The 17471-nt window shown below is 70.8% G+C and carries 17 protein-coding genes and 1 other RNA gene; 6 read left to right on the forward strand and 12 right to left on the reverse strand.

What is annotated here, in order from left to right:
* Nucleotides 1-45: 45 nt before the first annotated feature.
* From PKE78_RS01655 to PKE78_RS01680, 6 genes are all read right to left on the reverse strand, one after another.
* Complete coding sequence (locus tag PKE78_RS01655; protein WP_271199103.1) at nucleotides 46-903, reverse strand: CheR family methyltransferase; 858 nt, start codon at nucleotides 901-903, stop codon at nucleotides 46-48.
* Complete coding sequence (locus PKE78_RS01660; RefSeq protein WP_428981215.1) at nucleotides 900-2069, reverse strand: protein-glutamate methylesterase/protein-glutamine glutaminase; 1170 nt, start codon at nucleotides 2067-2069, stop codon at nucleotides 900-902. Before PKE78_RS01660 ends, PKE78_RS01655 begins: the two co-directional genes overlap by 4 nt.
* 28 nt (nucleotides 2070-2097) lie before the next feature.
* Entirely contained in the window at nucleotides 2098-2463 is a 366-nt protein-coding gene (locus PKE78_RS01665) for a response regulator (protein WP_271199105.1), read from the reverse strand.
* A 25-nt stretch (nucleotides 2464-2488) separates the two neighbouring features.
* Nucleotides 2489-2941 (reverse strand): chemotaxis protein CheW, encoded by a 453-nt coding sequence (locus tag PKE78_RS01670; RefSeq protein ID WP_271199106.1) that lies wholly within the window; start codon nucleotides 2939-2941, stop codon nucleotides 2489-2491.
* The gene (locus PKE78_RS01675; protein WP_271199107.1) at nucleotides 2938-5595 is read right to left on the reverse strand and encodes a hybrid sensor histidine kinase/response regulator; all 2658 of its coding nucleotides are present in this window, start codon (nucleotides 5593-5595) and stop codon (nucleotides 2938-2940) included. Before PKE78_RS01675 ends, PKE78_RS01670 begins: the two co-directional genes overlap by 4 nt.
* Nucleotides 5596-5710: 115 nt before the next feature.
* Nucleotides 5711-6643, reverse strand: coding sequence for a DMT family transporter (locus PKE78_RS01680; protein WP_271199108.1), 933 nt, complete (start codon nucleotides 6641-6643; stop codon nucleotides 5711-5713).
* Between the two features lie 163 nt (nucleotides 6644-6806).
* Here PKE78_RS01680 and dmeF point away from each other — a divergent pair, with 163 nt between their 5' ends.
* Nucleotides 6807-7796: a CDF family Co(II)/Ni(II) efflux transporter DmeF gene (dmeF, locus tag PKE78_RS01685; protein ID WP_271199109.1), complete on the forward strand. Its 990-nt coding sequence runs from the start codon at nucleotides 6807-6809 to the stop codon at nucleotides 7794-7796.
* A 42-nt stretch (nucleotides 7797-7838) separates the two neighbouring features.
* On the opposite strand, the gene PKE78_RS01690 is transcribed toward dmeF, so the two are convergent.
* The 6 genes from PKE78_RS01690 to PKE78_RS01715 all read right to left on the reverse strand — a co-directional run bounded on the left by PKE78_RS01690 (nucleotide 7839) and on the right by PKE78_RS01715 (nucleotide 10877).
* Nucleotides 7839-8663, reverse strand: a complete 825-nt coding sequence (locus PKE78_RS01690; RefSeq protein WP_271199110.1) for a TIGR00282 family metallophosphoesterase — start codon at nucleotides 8661-8663, stop codon at nucleotides 7839-7841.
* Nucleotides 8664-8770: 107 nt separating this feature from the next.
* Nucleotides 8771-8896: an EncA/B family entericidin gene (locus tag PKE78_RS01695; RefSeq protein ID WP_271199111.1), complete on the reverse strand. Its 126-nt coding sequence runs from the start codon at nucleotides 8894-8896 to the stop codon at nucleotides 8771-8773.
* Between the two features lie 89 nt (nucleotides 8897-8985).
* The gene (locus tag PKE78_RS01700) at nucleotides 8986-9585 is read right to left on the reverse strand and encodes a 5-formyltetrahydrofolate cyclo-ligase (RefSeq protein ID WP_271199112.1); all 600 of its coding nucleotides are present in this window, start codon (nucleotides 9583-9585) and stop codon (nucleotides 8986-8988) included.
* Between the two features lie 12 nt (nucleotides 9586-9597).
* A non-coding RNA gene (gene ssrS / locus PKE78_RS01705) (6S RNA) lies at nucleotides 9598-9755 on the reverse strand.
* A 474-nt stretch (nucleotides 9756-10229) separates the two neighbouring features.
* On the reverse strand, nucleotides 10230-10601 hold the full coding sequence (locus PKE78_RS01710; protein WP_271199113.1) for a cell division protein ZapA: 372 nt from the start codon (nucleotides 10599-10601) through the stop codon (nucleotides 10230-10232).
* A gap of 3 nt (nucleotides 10602-10604) precedes the next feature.
* Complete coding sequence (locus PKE78_RS01715) at nucleotides 10605-10877, reverse strand: DUF4164 family protein (protein ID WP_271199114.1); 273 nt, start codon at nucleotides 10875-10877, stop codon at nucleotides 10605-10607.
* A 330-nt stretch (nucleotides 10878-11207) separates the two neighbouring features.
* Between PKE78_RS01715 and tkt the strand changes: the two genes are divergently transcribed.
* The 5 genes from tkt (at nucleotide 11208) to PKE78_RS01740 (ending at nucleotide 17317) form a co-directional block, all read left to right on the forward strand.
* The gene (gene tkt, locus PKE78_RS01720) at nucleotides 11208-13199 is read left to right on the forward strand and encodes a transketolase (protein WP_271199115.1); all 1992 of its coding nucleotides are present in this window, start codon (nucleotides 11208-11210) and stop codon (nucleotides 13197-13199) included.
* Between the two features lie 163 nt (nucleotides 13200-13362).
* On the forward strand, nucleotides 13363-14373 hold the full coding sequence (gene gap / locus PKE78_RS01725) for a type I glyceraldehyde-3-phosphate dehydrogenase (RefSeq protein WP_271199116.1): 1011 nt from the start codon (nucleotides 13363-13365) through the stop codon (nucleotides 14371-14373).
* Nucleotides 14374-14532: 159 nt separating this feature from the next.
* Nucleotides 14533-15102, forward strand: coding sequence for a putative glycolipid-binding domain-containing protein (locus tag PKE78_RS01730; RefSeq protein ID WP_271199117.1), 570 nt, complete (start codon nucleotides 14533-14535; stop codon nucleotides 15100-15102).
* The gene (locus tag PKE78_RS01735; protein ID WP_271199118.1) at nucleotides 15102-16301 is read left to right on the forward strand and encodes a phosphoglycerate kinase; all 1200 of its coding nucleotides are present in this window, start codon (nucleotides 15102-15104) and stop codon (nucleotides 16299-16301) included. Before PKE78_RS01730 ends, PKE78_RS01735 begins: the two co-directional genes overlap by 1 nt.
* A 50-nt stretch (nucleotides 16302-16351) precedes the next feature.
* Nucleotides 16352-17317 carry a class I fructose-bisphosphate aldolase gene (locus PKE78_RS01740; RefSeq protein WP_271199119.1) on the forward strand — a complete coding sequence of 322 codons (966 nt, stop codon included), beginning with the start codon at nucleotides 16352-16354 and terminating at the stop codon, nucleotides 17315-17317.
* Nucleotides 17318-17471: the final 154 nt, after the last annotated feature.

Raw genomic sequence — 17471 nt, forward strand, 5'->3', positions numbered from 1 at the left:
AGCGGCGTCCGCCAACAGGGTTTACGCCGCCTAGGACGTCCGCCGTCAGCGGACCGCGGAGGCGAGGCGGAACGCGGAGGGCGCGGCGCCGGCGGCCGCAGGCACGAACAGGCCGCGGTGACTCGGATGCGGGCGGAAGGCGGCGTTGAGGCCGAGCACGGTCTCGGCCGAGCCCAGCAGCAGCGCCCCGTCCGGAGCGAGCTGCTTGCCGATGCGGCCGAGGATGTCGGCCTTGGTCGGCTCGTCGAAATAGATCAGCACGTTGCGGCAGAACACGACGTCGAACTGACCGAGCGGGGAGAAGTCGCGCAGCAGGTTGAGCGTGCGGAACTGCACCCGCTCCCTGAGCTTCGCAGCGATCCGCCAACGGTCGCCCTCCTGCGTGAAGTGCTTCAGGAGAAGCTTGATCGGCAGCCCGCGCTGGACCTCGAACTGGCTGAACAGGCCGGTGCGGGCGCGGTCGACCACCTCGCTCGCGAGATCGGTCGCGACGATCTCGAACCGCCAGCCGGGGAACTGCGCCGCCTTCTCGTCGAGCAGCATGGCGAGCGAGTACGGCTCCTGGCCCGTGGAGCAAGCCGCGCACCAGATCCGCACGCGCTTCTGGGCGGCGCGGGTCTTCGCGAACTCCGGCAGAAGCACGTCGGAGAACTGGGTGAACGGCGCGCCGTCGCGGAAGAAGAAAGTCTCGTTGGTGGTCATCGCCTCGATGACCGACTGGGCGAGCGCGGTGTCGCCGCCGCGCATCAGCCGCTGCGTGAGCTCCGACAGCGAGGCGAAACCGGCCTTGCGCGCGATCGGACCAAGACGGCTCTCGACAAGGTAGCGCTTGTCCTCGCCGATCACGATGCCGGACCGCTCCTTGAGGAAGCGCGCGAGGAAGGCGAATTCCGTCGGCGTCATGCGCGCTCTCCGGCGATCAGGCGAACGATCCGAGACCCGATGGCGGGCAGCGGCAGGACGGCGGCGCAGCAGCCGGTCGCGACGGCGGCGCCGGGCATGCCCCAGACGACGCTGGTGGCTTCGTCCTGCGCGATGACGGAGCCGCCGGCGGAGGCGACGGCGCGCACGCCCGCCGCGCCATCCGAGCCCATGCCGGTCAGCATCACGGCGAGCAGGCCCGAGCCGTAGGCTGCGGCGGCGGTGCGGAAGGTCGGGTCGACCGAGGGCTTGCAGAAATTCTCGGGCGGACCGTCGTCGATCGACGCGAAGGCCGCTCCGCCCTTCAGCGCGACGGTCAGGTGCTTTCCGCCCGGCGCGACGTGGATGACGCCCGGCTCAAGCGGCTGGCCGTGCGCGGCCTCGCGGCCGGGCCGCCCGCTCGCGGCCCCGAGATGCTCGGCGAGCGTCGGGGTGAAGGCGGCCGGCATGTGCTGCGTCACGAGCACCGGCACGCGGCCGATCGACGGCCCGATGGCGTTGAGCAGCGCCGCCAGCGCCTGCGGACCGCCGGTCGAGGCGCCGATCGCGATGGCGCGCACCGGGGCGACGGAAAACGCACGATGCTTCGCGGCGGGGGCGGCGGCGGCGAAGCTCGATCCCGCGGACGCGGGCGCCGCCGACGCCGGGGCGCGGCCGAACGCAGGCGCCGCGGGCCGCGGCTCCGGGGCCGCGCCGGGCGTCCGCATGCGCGCGCGCCGCCGGGCGTGCTCGCCGACGGCGCGGATCTTGGCGACGAGATCGCGCCGGTAGTCGGACTGCGCGACCTCGGCCGTGGGCTTCGCGATGAAATCGGCCGCGCCAAGCGCGAGGCATCTCAGCGAAATGTCGGCGTTGCGGCGCGTCAGCGACGACGCCATCAGCACGGCAAGGTCCGGCTGCGCTTTCAGCAAAAGCGGCAGCGCCGACACGCCGTCCATGTCCGGCATCTCGACGTCGAGGACCGCAACGTGCGGGCGAAGGCGGACGACGTCGGCGACCGCCGCGAGCCCGGTTCGGCTGGTTCCGGCGACGAAGAGGCCCGGCTCCTCCCCGAGCCACTTCGCGACGACGCCGCGCACCACCGCGCTGTCGTCGACGATCAGGATGCGGAGAGGCTCCGCGGACATGCTATGCGCTGCGAATGTCATGACGCGTCGCTCTTCGAGGGGGACGTCGTCAGATCAGGCCGACCTCGGCGAACTTGGAGCCGATGATCTCCTTGTCGAACGGCTTCATGACGTATTCGTCCGCGCCGGCGCGCATCGCGCGGGTGATGAAGGAGACGTCGTTCTCGGTGGTGCAGAACACGACCTTCGGCGTGTCGCCGCCCGGCAGCGAGCGCAGCTCCGACAGGAACTCGTAGCCGTCCATCACCGGCATGTTCCAGTCGAGCAGGATGCCGTCGGGCATCGCCTGCTTGCAGAGCGCGAGCGCGCTCTGGCCGTTCTCGGCCTCGGAGATCTTGAAGCTGTAGCCTTCGAGAATGCGCCTCGCGACCTTGCGGATGACGCTCGAGTCGTCGACGACGAGACAGTGTTTCATGGTCCGGCTCCTGAGGGGGCTCTGGTCAGGCGGCTTGCGCGAGGGTGGCGGAATCGACGGCGCGTTCGACGTCGAGGATCAGCATCAGCTGGCCGTCGAGGCGGTGGACCCCTTCGGCGACGGCGGCCCAGCGCGGGTCGAGCGTCGCGGGCTTGGCCTCGCGGTCGGAGGCGGTCAGCGCCAGCACGTCGCCGACGCGGTCGACGATGAGCGCGAGCGCCTCGCCCTTGTGGTCGACCCCGACCGCCATCGTGTGCTCGTCGATCGTCTTGGGCGACAGGCCGAGGCGCACCCGCATGTCGATGGCGGTGACGATCCGGCCGCGCAGGTTGAGCACGCCCGCGATCTCCGCCGGCGACAACGGCACGCGCGTGAGGCGTTCGAGCGCGAACACCTCGCGCACGCGGCCGATGTTGATGCCGAAGAGCTGGCCCGCCACTTCGACCGTGACGTAGGTGATCGGATCGTCGGCGCTCACGCGGCGCTCCTCCAGCGGGGGGCGAGGGTTTCGAGCGAGGCGACGAGGCGGGGCCGGTCGAACTTCGCGACATAGTCGCTGAAGCCCTCTTCGCGGGCCCGCTCCACCACGCTCTCCGCCGTCAGCGAGGACAGCGCGAGGATCGGGCGATGCGCCGCGAGGCCTTCCGCGCGCACCGCGGCGGCGAAGGCGAAGCCGTCCATCTCGGGCATCTCGATGTCGGTGACGATCACGTCGAAGCCGCGGCCGTCGCGCAGCAGCCGAAGCGCCTCGCCGCCGCTCGCCGCCGCCGTGACGCGGAAGCCGGCCGCGGTCAGCACCGGCGTCAGCATGTTGCGGAAGAACGAGCTGTCGTCGACCAGCAGCACGGCCGGCTGGTCGTTGCGCTCGGACGGGCGGTCGGTGCGGCGCAGCCAGTCCTCGAAGGCGAGCGTGAGATAGTAGGCGACGTCGACGATCTCGGTCGCATGGCCCGCCACCACCGAGGTGCCGAGCACGCCGGCCGAGATCGAGCCGATCGTGATCTCCATGCGGTGGTCGACGATGTCGATGATCTCGTCGACCACGAGGCCGACCGAACGGCCCTCGTCGGAGAACACCAGCAGCGGCTGCGCCCCGGCGCTCTTCAGCGCGACGCCTTCGCCCGCCGGCACCAGCGGCATGAGCCCGCCGCGGTACTGCACCAGCATGCGGCCGCCGGTCGCCTCGATCGTGTCCACCTCGATCATCTCGAGGCGGGTGACGAGCGCGAGCGGCACCGCCTTGGGCGCGGCCGAGCCGGCGCGGAACAGCAGCAGCGGGACGATGTCGGCCCGGTCGTCGAAGCCGGAGCCGGCCTCCTCCGCCGCCGCCTCGCGGTGGGTGGCGGGACCCGCCGCCGCCGCGACGCCGTTCGGGTCGAGGATCAGGATGACGGAGCCGTCGCCCAGAATAGTGGTTCCGGAGAACAGCGCGATGTGGTTGAGCCGCGAAGCCATCGGCTTGACGACGATCTCCTCGGTGTGGAGCACGTCGTCGACGACGATGCCGAAGATGTCGTCGCCGACCTGGCTGATCACCACGAAGACGTCCTCGGCGGCGTCGGCGTCCTGGGTCGCGAGGCCCAGAAGGTCGCGCAGGCGCACCAGCGGCAGCAGCCGGTCGCGCAGGCGCAGCAGCGAGGTGTCGCCGATCCGCTCGATCACGTGGTCGCCGCCGCGGCGGGTGCGGACGAGCTCCAGCACCGATAGCTGCGGGATGGCGAAGGTCTCGCCGTCGGCCGTCACCATCAGCGCGGACACGATCGCGAGCGTGAGCGGGATGCGGATCACCACCGCCGAGCCCTTGCCGGCGGTCGAGCGCAGGTCGACGGCGCCGCCGATCAGCTCGATGTTGGCGCGCACCACGTCCATGCCGACGCCGCGTCCGGAGACGCTGGTGACGGCGGCCGCGGTGGAGAAGCCCGGCGCGAAGATAAAGCGGTGGACCTGCGCGTCCGACATCTTCTCGACGTCGGCTTCGGTCGCGAGCCCGTTCGCGACCGCCTTCTTCTTGATGCGTTCGACGTCGAGGCCGCGGCCGTCGTCGGCGATCTCGACGATGATGCAGCCGCCCTGGTGATAGGCCGAGAGCCGGATCACGCCGGTCTCGGACTTGCCGGCCGCGACGCGTTCGGCGGGCGTCTCAAGGCCGTGGTCCGCGCAGTTCCGCACCATGTGCGTCAGCGGGTCCTTGATCAGGTCGAGGACCTGACGGTCGAGTTCAGTGTCGGCGCCCTCGGTGACGAGCTCGATCTTCTTGCCCAGGTCGGAGGAGAGGTCGCGCACGAGCCGCGGCAGCGCCCGCCAGGCGGCGCCGATCGGCTGCATGCGGGTCTTCATGACCCCTTCCTGCAGCTCGGCCGTGACGTGGTTGAGCCGTTGGAGCGAGGGGCCGAACTCGCTCTCGCCCCGCCGGCGCACGGTGTCGAGGAGCTGGTTGCGGGTCAGCACCAGCTCGGAGACCATGTTCATCAGCCGGTCGAGCGTGTCGACGCCGACGCGGATCGTCTGGCCCGCGAGCGTGACTTCGCCGCCGCGCGGCTCGTCGGCGAGCGCCGGGGCCGCCGCCGCGGGCTTGGCGGCTTCGGGCTCCACCAACTTCAGCGCGGGCGCCTCGGCGACCGCCGCCGGGCGGGGCGCCGCGATCGCAATGTCCGGACCAGGCGTCTCGCGGAAGGCGCGCTCCAACTCGTCGAGCGGCACTTCGCCCGGACGGAGCTCGCGCCCGAGCGTCGGATCGACGGCGGTCTTGGGCTTCGACACCTCGATCGCCACGCGCTCCAGCTCGGCGATCAGGTCGAGGTCGTCGCCGGCGGGCTCCGTCCCCGCCTTCTCCAGGTCGGCGAGGATCTCCTTGATGCGGTCGATCGCGGCGAGGATGAGCGTCACTGCGTCCGGCGTCGCCATGGCGCCGGAGCGGAACTCGCCCATCAGCGTCTCGGCGGCGTGGGCGAGCGCCTCGAGGCGGCCGAGCCCGAGGAAGCCGCAGGTGCCCTTCACCGTGTGGACGAGGCGGAAGATGTTGCCGAGAATCTTGTCGTTCGCCGGCTCCTGCTCGAACCGGACCAGTTCGACGTCGACCTGATCCAGGTTCTCGGCGGTCTCTGTCAGAAAATCGCGAAGCAGCTCGTCCATTCCGTCCCCCCGGAAGCGCCCCGGAGGCGGCTTCGCACGACGGCGGAAGAGTGCGGCAAAATGAATAACGGAGTGTTGCGCGGCGGCGCGCGCGATCCCGGTTTGGTCGTGGATTCTAGGGCCTGCGGCCGACGAGGCCGAGCGCGAGCGCGTTGCCCGCCGCGACCAGCAGCGCGCCGGCTATGGCGCTTAGACCCCAATGGTAGTCCTCGAACACGCTCGATATCGCGAGCGCGACGACCGGGAACAGCACGGTCGCGAAACCCGCGCGGCCGGCGCCGACGCGCTTCAGCAGCGCGAGATAGGCGAGCAGCGCCGCGACCGACGATCCGATCGAGAGCCATCCCAATGACAGCAAGTAGGGCGCCGTCAGTTCGAACGTGAAGCGCGCGCCGCTCGCAACGGCGAGAATCGTCAGCCAGATCGTGCCGTAGGCCATGCCCCAGGCGGTGGCGGCGACGTCGGGGATCGAGCGCTGGATCACGCTCGACACCATGTTGCCGGAGCAGAACAGCAGCGTGCCGGCGACGCAGAGGCCCAGCCCGCCGAGCGCCGCGAGGTCGAAGCCGGCCGAGGCGATCTCCGGCGCGTAGAGCAGCGCGACGCCGGCGATGCCGAGCGCGGCGCCGGCCAGCGTGCGCCGCTCGGCGCGGCGGCCGAACAGCAGCGCGCCGAGCGCGATGTTGATCGGCGAGGCGAGCGCGAACACGACCGCGAGCAACCCGGACGCCACATGGGCGCCCGCGAGGTAGAACATCAGGAAGTTGGTCGAATACATCAGCACGCCCGCGAGCGCGAAGCCCGCATGCGCCTTCAGGCCGTACGCCAGCCGCTCGCGCCGCGCCGCGGCGAGCGCGAAGCAGACGAGCGCCGCGAGGCCGAACCGCCAGACGAGCGACACCGTCGGCGAGACCACGCCGAGCTGGTGATGGATCGCGATCCAGCTCGTGCCCCAGCCAAGCACCAGCACAGCGTAGAGGCCGAGATCGGACTTGCCGACGGCGGCTTCGCGGGACGTCTGCGGGGCGACATAAGCGGCGGCGGGCATGGCGCGACGATCGGGACTGCGACGGGAAGCGGCGTTATCGCCCGCGCGCCGCACGAAGAGAAACGCAGATCGCTTATGCCGGCCATCGCCATATGTGATGGCCTTGACCGCAGGACGGGACGGATCCACCCCCGTCTGCAGGGTTTCGGCGAGGAGACGCGCGATGCACATCGCGGACGACGGGCGCGTGGCGCCCGAGCTTACGCACCATCACGCGTTTCTCGGCGCGGACCACGCCCGGAACGAGCGCCGCACGCTGATCGTCGTCGGCGTCACGCTCGTCACCATGGTGGTGGAGATCGTCGCCGGCTGGGCTTACGGCTCGATGGCCCTGACCGCCGACGGTTGGCACATGGCGACCCATGCCGGCGCGATCGGCCTCGCGGCGCTCGCCTATCGCTTCGCCGCCCGCCACGCCGCGGACCCCGCTTACGCCTTCGGCGCCGGCAAGGTCGGCGACCTCGCCGGCTTCGCAAGCGCGATCGTGCTGGGCCTCGTCGCGCTCGCGATCGGCTGGGAGTCGTTCGCGCGCCTGGCTGACCCCCAGCCGGTCGCCTACGCCGAGGCGACGGTGGTCGCGGTCATCGGCCTCGCCGTCAACGTGGGCTGCGCCCTGCTGCTCGGGCACGGCGCCGGCCATAGCCATCACGGTCATGGCCACGACCACGGCCATCGCCACGCCCACGACCACGACCACGATCACCATGGCCATGACCATGACCATCACGACCACAATCTGCGCGGCGCCTATCTCCACGTGCTGGCCGACGCCCTGACCTCGGCGCTCGCGATCGGCGGGCTGCTCGTCGGCTGGCGCTCAGGCTGGAGCTGGATCGATCCGGCGATCGGCGTCGTCGGCGCGGCCGTGATCGGCTGGTGGTCGGTCTCGCTCGCCCGCGACACCGCCCGCGTGCTGGTCGACGCCACGCCCGACGCCGAGCTCGGGGGCCGCATCCGCGGGCGGCTGGAGATCGGCGACGCGCGCGTGACGGACCTGCATCTGTGGCGCGTGGGGCCGGGGCACATGGCCGTGATCGCGTCGGTCGCGACGCATGAGCCGCTGGAGCCGGCGACCTGCAAGGCGCGCCTCGCCGGCCTCGCCGGCCTGAGCCACGTCACGATCGAGGTGAACCGCTGCGCCGGCGAAACTTGACACAGCCACGACGGGCCTCGGCGCGTCGCCTGAGCCGCGCCTTCAATTCTCCCAGAACTCCGGCCGCGCCTCGCTGAGCGCGCCGCCGATGCGCACGGGCGCGATGCGGGCCGCGAGCCCGTTGGCGTCGACCTCGACGGCGAGCCCGGACAGCGTGCCCACGCCCTCCGCCGGCTCGAAGCGACCGGACGGCAGCTTGCGCAGGAAGCGCTGGATCGGCTCGTCCTTCTTCATGCCGAGCACGCTGTCGTAGTCGCCGCACATGCCGGCGTCGGACATGTAGGCCGTGCCGCCGGGCAGGATGCGATGGTCGGACGTCGGGGTGTGGGTGTGGGTGCCGATCACGAGCGTGGCGCGGCCGTCCACGAAGTGGCCGAAGGCCTGCTTCTCGCTGGTGGCCTCGGCGTGGAAGTCGACCACCGCCGCGTCGGCGGCGGCGCCCAGCGGACAGGCCTCGAGCTCGGCGTCGGCGGTGCGGAACGGATCGTCGAGCGCCGCGCCCATGAACACGTTGCCCATGACGTTGACCACCAGGACGCGCGCGCCGTTGCGCGCCTCGACAAGCTGGGCGCCGCGGCCGGGCGTGCCTTTGGGGAAATTGACGGGGCGCACCAGCCGGTCGGCGCGCTCCGAGAACACCAGCGCCTCGCGCTGGTCGAACGCGTGGTTGCCGAGCGTGACGGCGTCGCAGCCGGCGTCGAGCAGCTCTTGGTAGATCGCCTCGGTTATGCCGAAGCCGCCGGCGGAATTCTCGCCGTTGATGACGACCATGTCGAGCGCCCAGCGCTCCCTGAGGCCCGGCAGGCGCTCGGTGACGGCGGCGCGGCCGGCGCGGCCGACGACGTCGCCCAGAAACAGCAGTCGCATCATGGCTCCCGGATCATGACGAGGCGCGCCGGCCGCTTTCCGGCCGACGCGCCTCACTATCCGAGCCTGACGGCGCCGTCACCGTCGGAAAACGGCGGCGCCTGAGATCAGCGGGCGATCGCCTGCCCCGTGGCGGTGACGTCGCGCTTCGCGCCGCGCACGGTGTTGGCGCAACCGGCCATCGTCACGGTGAAGGCGAGAACGGATGCGAGGGCGATGAGACGACGCGCCATGGCGGACACTCCAGAATAACGACACCGGGCCCGTTGCCGCGGCGCGGGGTCAACGCGCGACAAGCCGACAAGGTTTCGCCACGCCGTCGTCAGACGAACGCCGCGTAGCCGGACTCGGTCAGCATGCCGTCGAGCTTCTGGTCGTAAGGGTCAGTCGGAACGCGCCCGATCTCTTGGCCCGCGAACGCGAGGCCGATCGCTGTGGTCGGGCGCTGCGCGCGCAGGTTCTCGAGCGTGCGGTCGTAGAAGCCGCCGCCGTAGCCGAGCCGGAAGCCGCGGGCGTCGAAGGCGGCGAGGGGCGCGAACAGCAGGTCGGGCTCGACCTCCGCCGCGCCCTCCCCCGGCTCCAGCAGGCCGAAGCGCTTCGTCTCCAGCGGCTCGCCGGGCGACCAGGCGCGGAAGACGAGCGGCGCCTCCTTGCGCGCGATGACCGGCAGGCAGAGCGGGACGCCCATGGCGTGGAGCCGGTCCATCAGCGGCGCGGTCGCGATCTCGCCGCGGATCGCGACGAAGACCGAGACGCGGGACGGCTTCAGCCGCGTCACGAGGTCGGCGCCGGCCGCGGCGACCGCCGCGCCTGCATGGATGCGGTCGGCCTCGGAGATCGCCGACCGGCGCTCCAGAACCTCGCGCCGCAGCGCCGCCTTGAGGGCGGCGGCGTCGTGCGGCGGAACGGTCGTTTCGGTCATGCGGGATAGAAGCGCGGAGCCACGATGGCCGTTGGAGGTAAGATCCCGGGACACCTACTATGTAGGTGGGCCCCGTGCCGCCAAGTCCACGGACGAGGCGGGGAACAGGTCCCGTTCGAGATCGTAAGGGCCCGGGGATTCAAGTTTCCTGACGCACCCCGCAGCACCGCGAGAGGGAAGATAGGGGATGGCCGGGCGGAGCGCTAGTGGCGCGAAGGCGGCTCATGCGCGGAAACGATCCTGATCTTTCCCAGCTGGCTCCGAGACAGCTTCATTCCAGAGAAGTCCGACGTCAGCGACAGCGTGCGCGCCTCGGGCCAAGCCATGTCGATAGGAGCGGACGTGGTCAGCGCGAGAGCCCAATCACGGCGTTCGTCGCCCTCGACCTCCATGGATGGCTCTAAGATCTCGCTCTCGGAGCGGATCCGCACGATGCGAAGAGCCTCGAGCGTCGGGCAGCGCCGCTCCATCTGCTGGGCGATATAGACGCCGTCCGGCGACGCGGCCTCCGACAGGACGACGTCCTCGCAGAGCGAGTCCTGGATCGGCGGCCATACTGTCCCCTTGAACAGCCCGACGGCGCCGCCGATGACGGCGACCGCGACAAGCCGCCTTGGAACGTCCGGAGCGCGCCGCCCCGCTCCTCACTCCCGCCGGACGCCGTCGCTGAGCTCGTCGGCGAGGCGCTCCAGTCGCTCGGCGGCGGCGGCGATGTCGTTGGCGACGTCGGCGTGGCGGCCGTCCCAGGCGGCGCCGGCGTCGGCGCGCTCGGCCTTGAGCGCCGCGATCTCGGCCTCAAGCTCGGCATGGCGCTTGCCGGCCGCGTCGAGCTCGTCGGCGATCATGATCGCGGTCATCACCGACAGGCGCACGTCGCCGACCTCGCCGAACGAGCGCTTGAGCCCGGAATGGCGCTCGTCGACCAGCCGGCCGAGCGCCAGCAGGTGCTCCTCCTCGCCCTCGCCGCAGGCCATCTTGTAGTCGCGGCCGCCGATCGTGACAGTGACCTGGGGCATCGCTCAGCCCTCCGCTTCGGCGAGCACCGCGGAGACGGCCGCGATCGCCGCGTCGACGCGGGCGGCGAGCTCGCGGTCGCCTTCGTTCGCGGCCTCGGCGCGGGCTGCGGCCTCGTCGAGCAGCCCGGCGAGCCGGAGGCGGTCGTCCGCGAAGGCGTTCAGCTCCTCCTCGCGGGCGCGGGCGGCGTCGGCGGCGTCGAGCGCGCGGCCGACCGCGGCCTCCGCCGCGTCGAGGGCCGCGTCCAGTCGCTTCAGCGCCACGTCGAGATCGCTCACCCGGAACGCCCCCATCTTCCGAGCCTCGCCCGCCGTGACGCCGGCGACGGAAACCGACGTCGTGGCAAGGCGTTGCAGGCCCGACTTTAAGAGACCCGTCGAAAACGCGTCAATCGTGCGGAGCGCGCCGTCCACCGCGCTCTGCCCGCGGACTGCGGAACGGCTCCGCTCGGCGCGCGTATTGACATGACCGGGCGCCCCTTTAAACGTCCCGGCGACCCTGCGGCCGGCCGCAGCGCTCTTGGAGCTTCAGCGCTCCTGCCCCGACGCCGCCGGCCGCCCCGAACTTCGCGCGCGGCCCCGGCCGCGCAGACAGGACTGGACGTCTCCATGACCGACGCGAACGCCACCCGCCGGCTCGCCAACGCCATCCGCGCGCTCGCGATGGACGCGGTGGAGAAGGCCAATTCCGGCCATCCCGGCATGCCGATGGGCATGGCCGACGTCGCGACCGTGCTGTTCACCAAGGTGCTGAAGTACGACGCCTCGGCGCCGTTCTGGCCGGACCGCGACCGCTTCATCCTCTCCGCCGGCCACGGCTCGATGCTGCTCTACGCGCTGCTGCATCTGACCGGCTCGAAGGAGATGACGATCGACGAGCTGAAGCGCTTCCGGCAGGTCGGCTCGCGCACGCCGGGCCACCCGGAGCGCGGCCACACCGAGAGCGTGGAGACGACCACCGGCCCGCTCGGCGCCGGCATCTCCAACGCCGTCGGCCTCGCGCTCGCGGAGCGCATCCTTGCGGCGCAGTACCCCACCATCACCGACCATCGCACCTTCGCCATCTGCTCCGACGGCGACCTGATGGAGGGCGTCAGCCAGGAGGCGATCGCGATCGCCGGCCACTACAAGCTGTCGCGGCTGGTGTTCCTCTATGACGACAACTCGATCTCGATCGACGGCGACACCTCGCTGTCGGACTCGGTCGACCAGATCAAGCGCTTCGAGGCCTGCGGCTGGAACGCGGTCCGCATCGACGGACACGACCCGGAGGCGATCGAGGCGGCGCTGAAGGCGACCGAAAACGCCGACAAGCCGACGCTGATCGCCTGTAAGACCGTGATTGGCTTCGGCGCGCCGAAGAAGGCCGGCACCGAGAAGGCGCACGGCTCGCCGCTCGGCGCGGAGGAGATCGCGGGCGCTCGCAAGGCGCTCGGCTGGGACTACCCGCCGTTCGAGATCCCCGAGGACGTGCGCTCCGCCTGGGCGGAGGCCGGCCTGCGCGGCCGCGCCGCGCGCAAGGAGTGGGAGAGCCGGTTCGAGGCGATCGAGCCCGCGGTGCGCGACGACTACGAGCGCCGCCTGCACGGCGATCTGCCGGCGGACTTCGCCGCGACCATGACGGCGTACCGCGCCAAGCTCTACGCCGCCCCAAAGGAGGTCGCGACCCGCAAGGCCGGCGAAGCCGCGCTCGAGGTGGTGTCCACCGCCCTGCCCGAACTGGTCTCGGGCTCGGCCGACCTGACGCCCTCCAACAACACGCTCACCAAGAACATGACCGTCATCCGCCCCGGCGCGTACGGCGGCACGTTCATGCACTGGGGCATCCGCGAGCACGGCATGGCCGGCGCCATCAACGGCCTCGCCATCCATGGCGGGCTGCTGCCGGTCGGCTCGACCTTCCTCGTATTCTCGGACTACTGCCGCCCGCCGCTCCGGCTCGCGGCGCTGATGGGCCTGCGCGTGGTGCAGGTGTTCACCCACGACTCCATCGGCGTCGGCGAGGACGGCCCGACCCATCAGCCGGTCGAGCACCTCGCGTCGCTCCGCGCGATCCCGAACCTCAACGTGTTCCGCCCCTGCGACCAGATCGAGACGGCGGAGGCCTGGGAGCTCGCGGTCTCGTCCAAGACGCGGCCGAGCGTCCTGGCGCTGACCCGCCAGAACCTGCCGCAGCTCCGGCTTGAAGAGACGGCCGAGAACCTGTCGGCGAAGGGCGCCTACGAACTCGCGGCCGCGGACGGCCCGGCCAAGGTCAGCCTGTTCGCGACCGGCTCCGAGGTCAGCCTCGCGATCGAGGCCAAGGCGAAGCTCGACGCCGCGGGCCTGCCGACCCGCGTGGTCTCGGCCCCCTGCCTTGACCTGTTCTTCGACCAGCCCGGCTCCTATCGCGCCGAAGTGATCGGCACGGCTCCGGTGAAGATCGCGATCGAGGCCGCCATCCGGCAGGGCTGGGACGCGATCATCGGCTCGGACGGCGGGTTCGTCGGCATGTCGAGCTTCGGCGAGAGCGGCCCCTACAAGGAGGTCTACGCCAAGTTCGGGATCACGGTCGACGGCGTCACCGAACTCGCGACCCGGCTCGCGGCTTCAGCCGCGTGAATGGGCGGCTTCACCAAATCTCAGGCGCTTTTTCCGGCGAAAAGCCCCATATAGAGCGCCCTTGCGCCCGCCGGGCCGTGACGGCCGACGGCGGACGCGCAAGGGACGAGGAACGGAACGCTCCGCGCTCAAGCGGGGACGACAGGCGAGGGAAGACGAGAAAATGGCGGTGAAGGTCGCGATCAACGGCTTCGGGCGCATCGGACGGCTGGTGCTCCGGGCGATCGTCGAGTCCGGGCGCAAGGACATTCAGGTGGTTGCGATCAACGACCTCGGACCGGTCGAAACCAACGCGCACCTGCTGCGCTACGACTCGGTCCACGGCCGTTTCCCGGCCGAGGTGACCGTCAACGGCGACGTCATTTCCGTCGCCGGCCACGGCGACATCAAGGCGACCGCGATCCGCAACCCGGCCGAGCTGCCGCACGCCGCGCTCGGCGTCGACATCGCGCTCGAGTGCACCGGCATCTTCACCAGCAAGGAGAAGGCCTCCGCCCATCTCCAGGCGGGCGCCAAGCGCGTCATCATCTCGGCGCCCGGCGACGGCGTCGATCTGACGGTGGTGTTCGGCGTCAACGACGACAAGCTGACGAAGGACCACGTCATCGTCTCGAACGCGTCATGCACCACGAACTGCCTCGCCCCGGTCGCGAAGGTGCTGAACGACGCCATCGGCATCGAGCACGGCTTCATGACAACGATCCATTCCTACACGGGCGACCAGCCGACGCTCGACACCATGCACAAGGACCTCTACCGCGCCCGCGCGGCGGCCCTCAGCATGATCCCGACCTCGACCGGCGCCGCCAAGGCCGTCGGCCTCGTGCTGCCGGAGCTGAAGGGCAAGCTCGACGGCGTGTCGATCCGCGTGCCGACCCCCAACGTCTCGGTGATCGACTTCAAGTTCGTCGCCAAGCGCGCGACCTCGGTGCAGGAGGTCAACGACGCGGTGAAGGCCGCAGCCGCCGGCAAGCTCAAGGGCATCCTCGACGTGGTGGACGCCCCGCTGGTGTCGTCGGACTTCAACCATAACCCGCACTCGTCGAGCTTCGCGCTCGACCAGACCAAGGTGCTTGAAGGCAGCTTCGTGCGCGTGCTGAGCTGGTACGACAACGAGTGGGGATTCTCGTCCCGCATGTCGGACACGGCGGTGGCGATCGCCAAGCTGCTCTGAGCGGCGATCGAGCCTGAACGGCGCGGCTGCAGCAGACGCGCCGTCATGCCCGGGCGTGACCCGGGCATCCATCACGTCAGGCGCGTCCGCGCCCGATGGATCCTCGGGGCAAGCCCGAGGATGACGACGGCGCGAGAGGACAACGAAGCGATCCTCGCCATGACCGCCTTCCCTCCTCCCCGCCCCGTCACCGCCCGCTGGCGCAGCCTTGAGGGCGACGGCCTCGATCACGTGGTCGTCGCGCCCAAGGACGGGCGGATCGTGTTCCGCGGCGCCGTGATCGGCTCGCGCGGCGGCGCGCCCTACGGCGTCTACTACCGCATCGATTGCGACGCCGGCTGGCGCGTGCGCGAGCTCGCTCTGGGCTCGGTCGACGGGCGCGGGCTGCACCTCGTCTCGGACGGCCGCGGCCACTGGGCGAACGGCGTCGGCGAGGCGCTCCCCCAGTTCGACGGCTGCCTCGACGTCGACCTCGCCGGCACGCCGCTGACCAACACGCTGCCGATCCGCCGCCGGGCGTGGACGCCGGGCGAGACCGCAGAACTGCGGATGGTCTACGTGCCTTTCGACAGCTACGTTCCAGCCGTCGACGGGCAGATCTACACCTGCCTTGAGCCCGGCCGCCGCTTCCACTACCAAGCGGCGGACCGCAGCTTCGAAGCCGTCCTCGCGATCGATTCCGACGGCTTCGTGACCGACTATCCAGGCCTTTTCACTCGGGTGATCTGATGACCGCGTTCAAGACCCTCGACGACGTGGACGTCGCCGGCAAGCGCGTGCTGGTGCGCGTGGACTTGAACGTGCCGATGGACGGAGACCGGGTCACCGACGACACCCGGCTTCGCGCCATCCAGCCGACGCTGAACGAGCTGTCGCAGAAGGGCGCGAAGACGATCCTGCTCGCCCATTTCGGCCGTCCGAAGGGCAAGCGCGACGAGAGCCAGTCGCTCCGGCCGGTGGTCGCGGCGCTTGAGAAGACGCTGATCCAAGACGTCGGCTTCGCCGAGGACTGCGTCGGCGAAGCCGCCGCCGCAGCGGTCGCGCGCATGACGCCGGGCGACGTCTTGCTGCTGGAGAACGTGCGCTTCCACGCCGGCGAGGAGACGAACGATCCGGCCTTCGCGGCCGAACTCGCGAAGCTCGGCGACATCTACGTCAACGACGCCTTCTCGGCCGCGCATCGCGCCCACGCCTCGACCGAAGGGCTCGCCCGGCTGCTGCCGGCCTACGCCGGCCGCTCCATGCAGGCGGAGCTCGACGCGCTGTCGAAGGCGCTCGGCAGCCCCGAACGCCCGGTGGTCGCAGTCGTCGGCGGCGCCAAGGTCTCGACCAAGCTCGACCTGCTCGGCAACCTCGTGGCCAAGGTCGACTACCTTGTAATCGGCGGCGGCATGGCGAACACCTTCCTTGCGGCGCAGGGGATCGACGTCGGAAAGTCGCTTTGCGAGCGTGACCTCCTCGACACTGCGCGCGAGATCGAGGCCAAGGCCAAGGCCGCGGGCTGCACCATCGTGCTGCCCGCCGACGGACGCCTGGCGAGGGAGTTCAAGGCCGAGGCCGCGAACCGCGTCGCCGCCGTCACGGAGGTCGCCGCCGACGAGATGATCCTCGACATCGGGCCCGCGGGGGCGGAGGGTGTCGCGAAGGTGCTTGAGCAGGCGAAGACGCTGGTGTGGAACGGCCCGTTCGGCGCGTTCGAGCTGACGCCGTTCGACGAGGGCACGGTCGCCGTAGCGCAGAAGGCCGCGGCGCTGACGGTCGAGGGGCGTCTTCTCTCCGTCGCGGGCGGAGGCGATACTGTCGCCGCGCTCAACCATGCCGGCGTCGCCGGCGATTTCACCTATGTCTCGACCGCCGGCGGCGCGTTCCTCGAATGGCTCGAGGGCAAGGAGCTGCCGGGGGTCGCCGCGCTCAGCGCGACAAACTGAGCGTTTCGCCTTATATAAACGCCACCAGCGAACCGGACTTCGAGAGGCCTATGAACGCTCAGACCAAGATCACCCCCGCGACCCATTCGCTCATCACGCCGCGGGTCAAGGAAATCCTGTCCTGGTACGAGAGCGACAACCCCGGCACCAAGGCCAACCTCTACCGCCTGCTGATGACGGGCCGCCTCGCCGGCACCGGCAAGCTGGTGATCCTGCCCGTCGACCAGGGCTTCGAGCACGGCCCGGCGCGCTCCTTCGCGCCGAACCCGGCGGGCTATGACCCGCACTACCACTACCAGCTCGCGATCGACGCCGGCCTCAACGCCTACGCCGCGCCGCTCGGCATGCTGGAGGCGGGCGCCTCCACCTTCGCCGGCCAGATCCCGACCATCCTCAAGATGAACAGCGCGAACTCGCTGTCGCGCCTCAACGAGGACGCCGACCAGGCGGTGACCGCCTCGGTCGCGGACGCCGTCCGTCTCGGCTGCTCGGCGATCGGCTTCACGATCTATCCGGGCTCGGACGCGGCCTACGACCAGTTCGAGGAGATCCGCGAGCTGTCGGCCGAAGCCAAGTCGGTCGGCCTCGCGGTCGTGGTGTGGTCCTACGCCCGCGGCGGCACGCTGACGAAGAAGGGCGAGACCGCCGCCGACGTCATCGCCTACGCCGCCCACATGGCGGCGCTGCTCGGCGCCCACATCATCAAGGTGAAGCCGCCGTCCGACCACCTCGAGCTCGACGCCGCGAAGAAGGCCTACGAGAAGGCCAAGATCCCGGTCTCGACGCTGTCCGAGCGCATCCAGGACGTGGTGAAGAGCTGCTTCGGCGGCCGCCGCATCGTGATCTTCTCGGGCGGCGAGACCAAGAACGACACCAACGCGCTGCTCTCCGAGATAAGCCAGATCGCGGCCGGCGGCGGCTTCGGCTCGATCATGGGCCGCAACGCGTTCCAGCGTCCGCGCGACGAGGCGATCGACCTGCTCGGCAAGATCATCGACATCTACGCCAAGGCGTAAACACCGGAGGGGCCGGCGCGACGGAGACGTCGGCCGGCCCTGACCACAGCCGAAACCGCCGCGCCGCTTCTGTCGCGCGGCGGTTTTGCGTTGCGCCTCGGAGCGGCGGGTCGCCGCCCCGTTTTCGCCAAAGCCCGGCGCCACAAGCGCACGC

Source organism: Methylopila turkensis, assembly GCF_027922325.1.
Classification (GTDB): Bacteria; Pseudomonadota; Alphaproteobacteria; order Rhizobiales; family Methylopilaceae; genus Methylopila; species Methylopila turkensis.

Coding starts and splice junctions, on each gene's coding strand:
- PKE78_RS01655 (WP_271199103.1), bottom strand. CDS start 903: ATGACGCCGACGGAATTCGCCTTCCTCGCGCGCTTCCTCAAGGAGCGG.
- PKE78_RS01660 (WP_428981215.1), bottom strand. CDS start 2,069: ATGACATTCGCAGCGCATAGCATGTCCGCGGAGCCTCTCCGCATCCTG.
- PKE78_RS01665 (WP_271199105.1), bottom strand. CDS start 2,463: ATGAAACACTGTCTCGTCGTCGACGACTCGAGCGTCATCCGCAAGGTC.
- PKE78_RS01675 (WP_271199107.1), bottom strand. CDS start 5,595: ATGGACGAGCTGCTTCGCGATTTTCTGACAGAGACCGCCGAGAACCTG.
- PKE78_RS01680 (WP_271199108.1), bottom strand. CDS start 6,643: ATGCCCGCCGCCGCTTATGTCGCCCCGCAGACGTCCCGCGAAGCCGCC.
- dmeF (WP_271199109.1), top strand. CDS start 6,807: ATGCACATCGCGGACGACGGGCGCGTGGCGCCCGAGCTTACGCACCAT.
- PKE78_RS01690 (WP_271199110.1), bottom strand. CDS start 8,663: ATGCGACTGCTGTTTCTGGGCGACGTCGTCGGCCGCGCCGGCCGCGCC.
- PKE78_RS01695 (WP_271199111.1), bottom strand. CDS start 8,896: ATGGCGCGTCGTCTCATCGCCCTCGCATCCGTTCTCGCCTTCACCGTG.
- PKE78_RS01700 (WP_271199112.1), bottom strand. CDS start 9,585: ATGACCGAAACGACCGTTCCGCCGCACGACGCCGCCGCCCTCAAGGCG.
- PKE78_RS01710 (WP_271199113.1), bottom strand. CDS start 10,601: ATGCCCCAGGTCACTGTCACGATCGGCGGCCGCGACTACAAGATGGCC.
- tkt (WP_271199115.1), top strand. CDS start 11,208: ATGACCGACGCGAACGCCACCCGCCGGCTCGCCAACGCCATCCGCGCG.
- gap (WP_271199116.1), top strand. CDS start 13,363: ATGGCGGTGAAGGTCGCGATCAACGGCTTCGGGCGCATCGGACGGCTG.
- PKE78_RS01730 (WP_271199117.1), top strand. CDS start 14,533: ATGACCGCCTTCCCTCCTCCCCGCCCCGTCACCGCCCGCTGGCGCAGC.
- PKE78_RS01735 (WP_271199118.1), top strand. CDS start 15,102: ATGACCGCGTTCAAGACCCTCGACGACGTGGACGTCGCCGGCAAGCGC.
- PKE78_RS01740 (WP_271199119.1), top strand. CDS start 16,352: ATGAACGCTCAGACCAAGATCACCCCCGCGACCCATTCGCTCATCACG.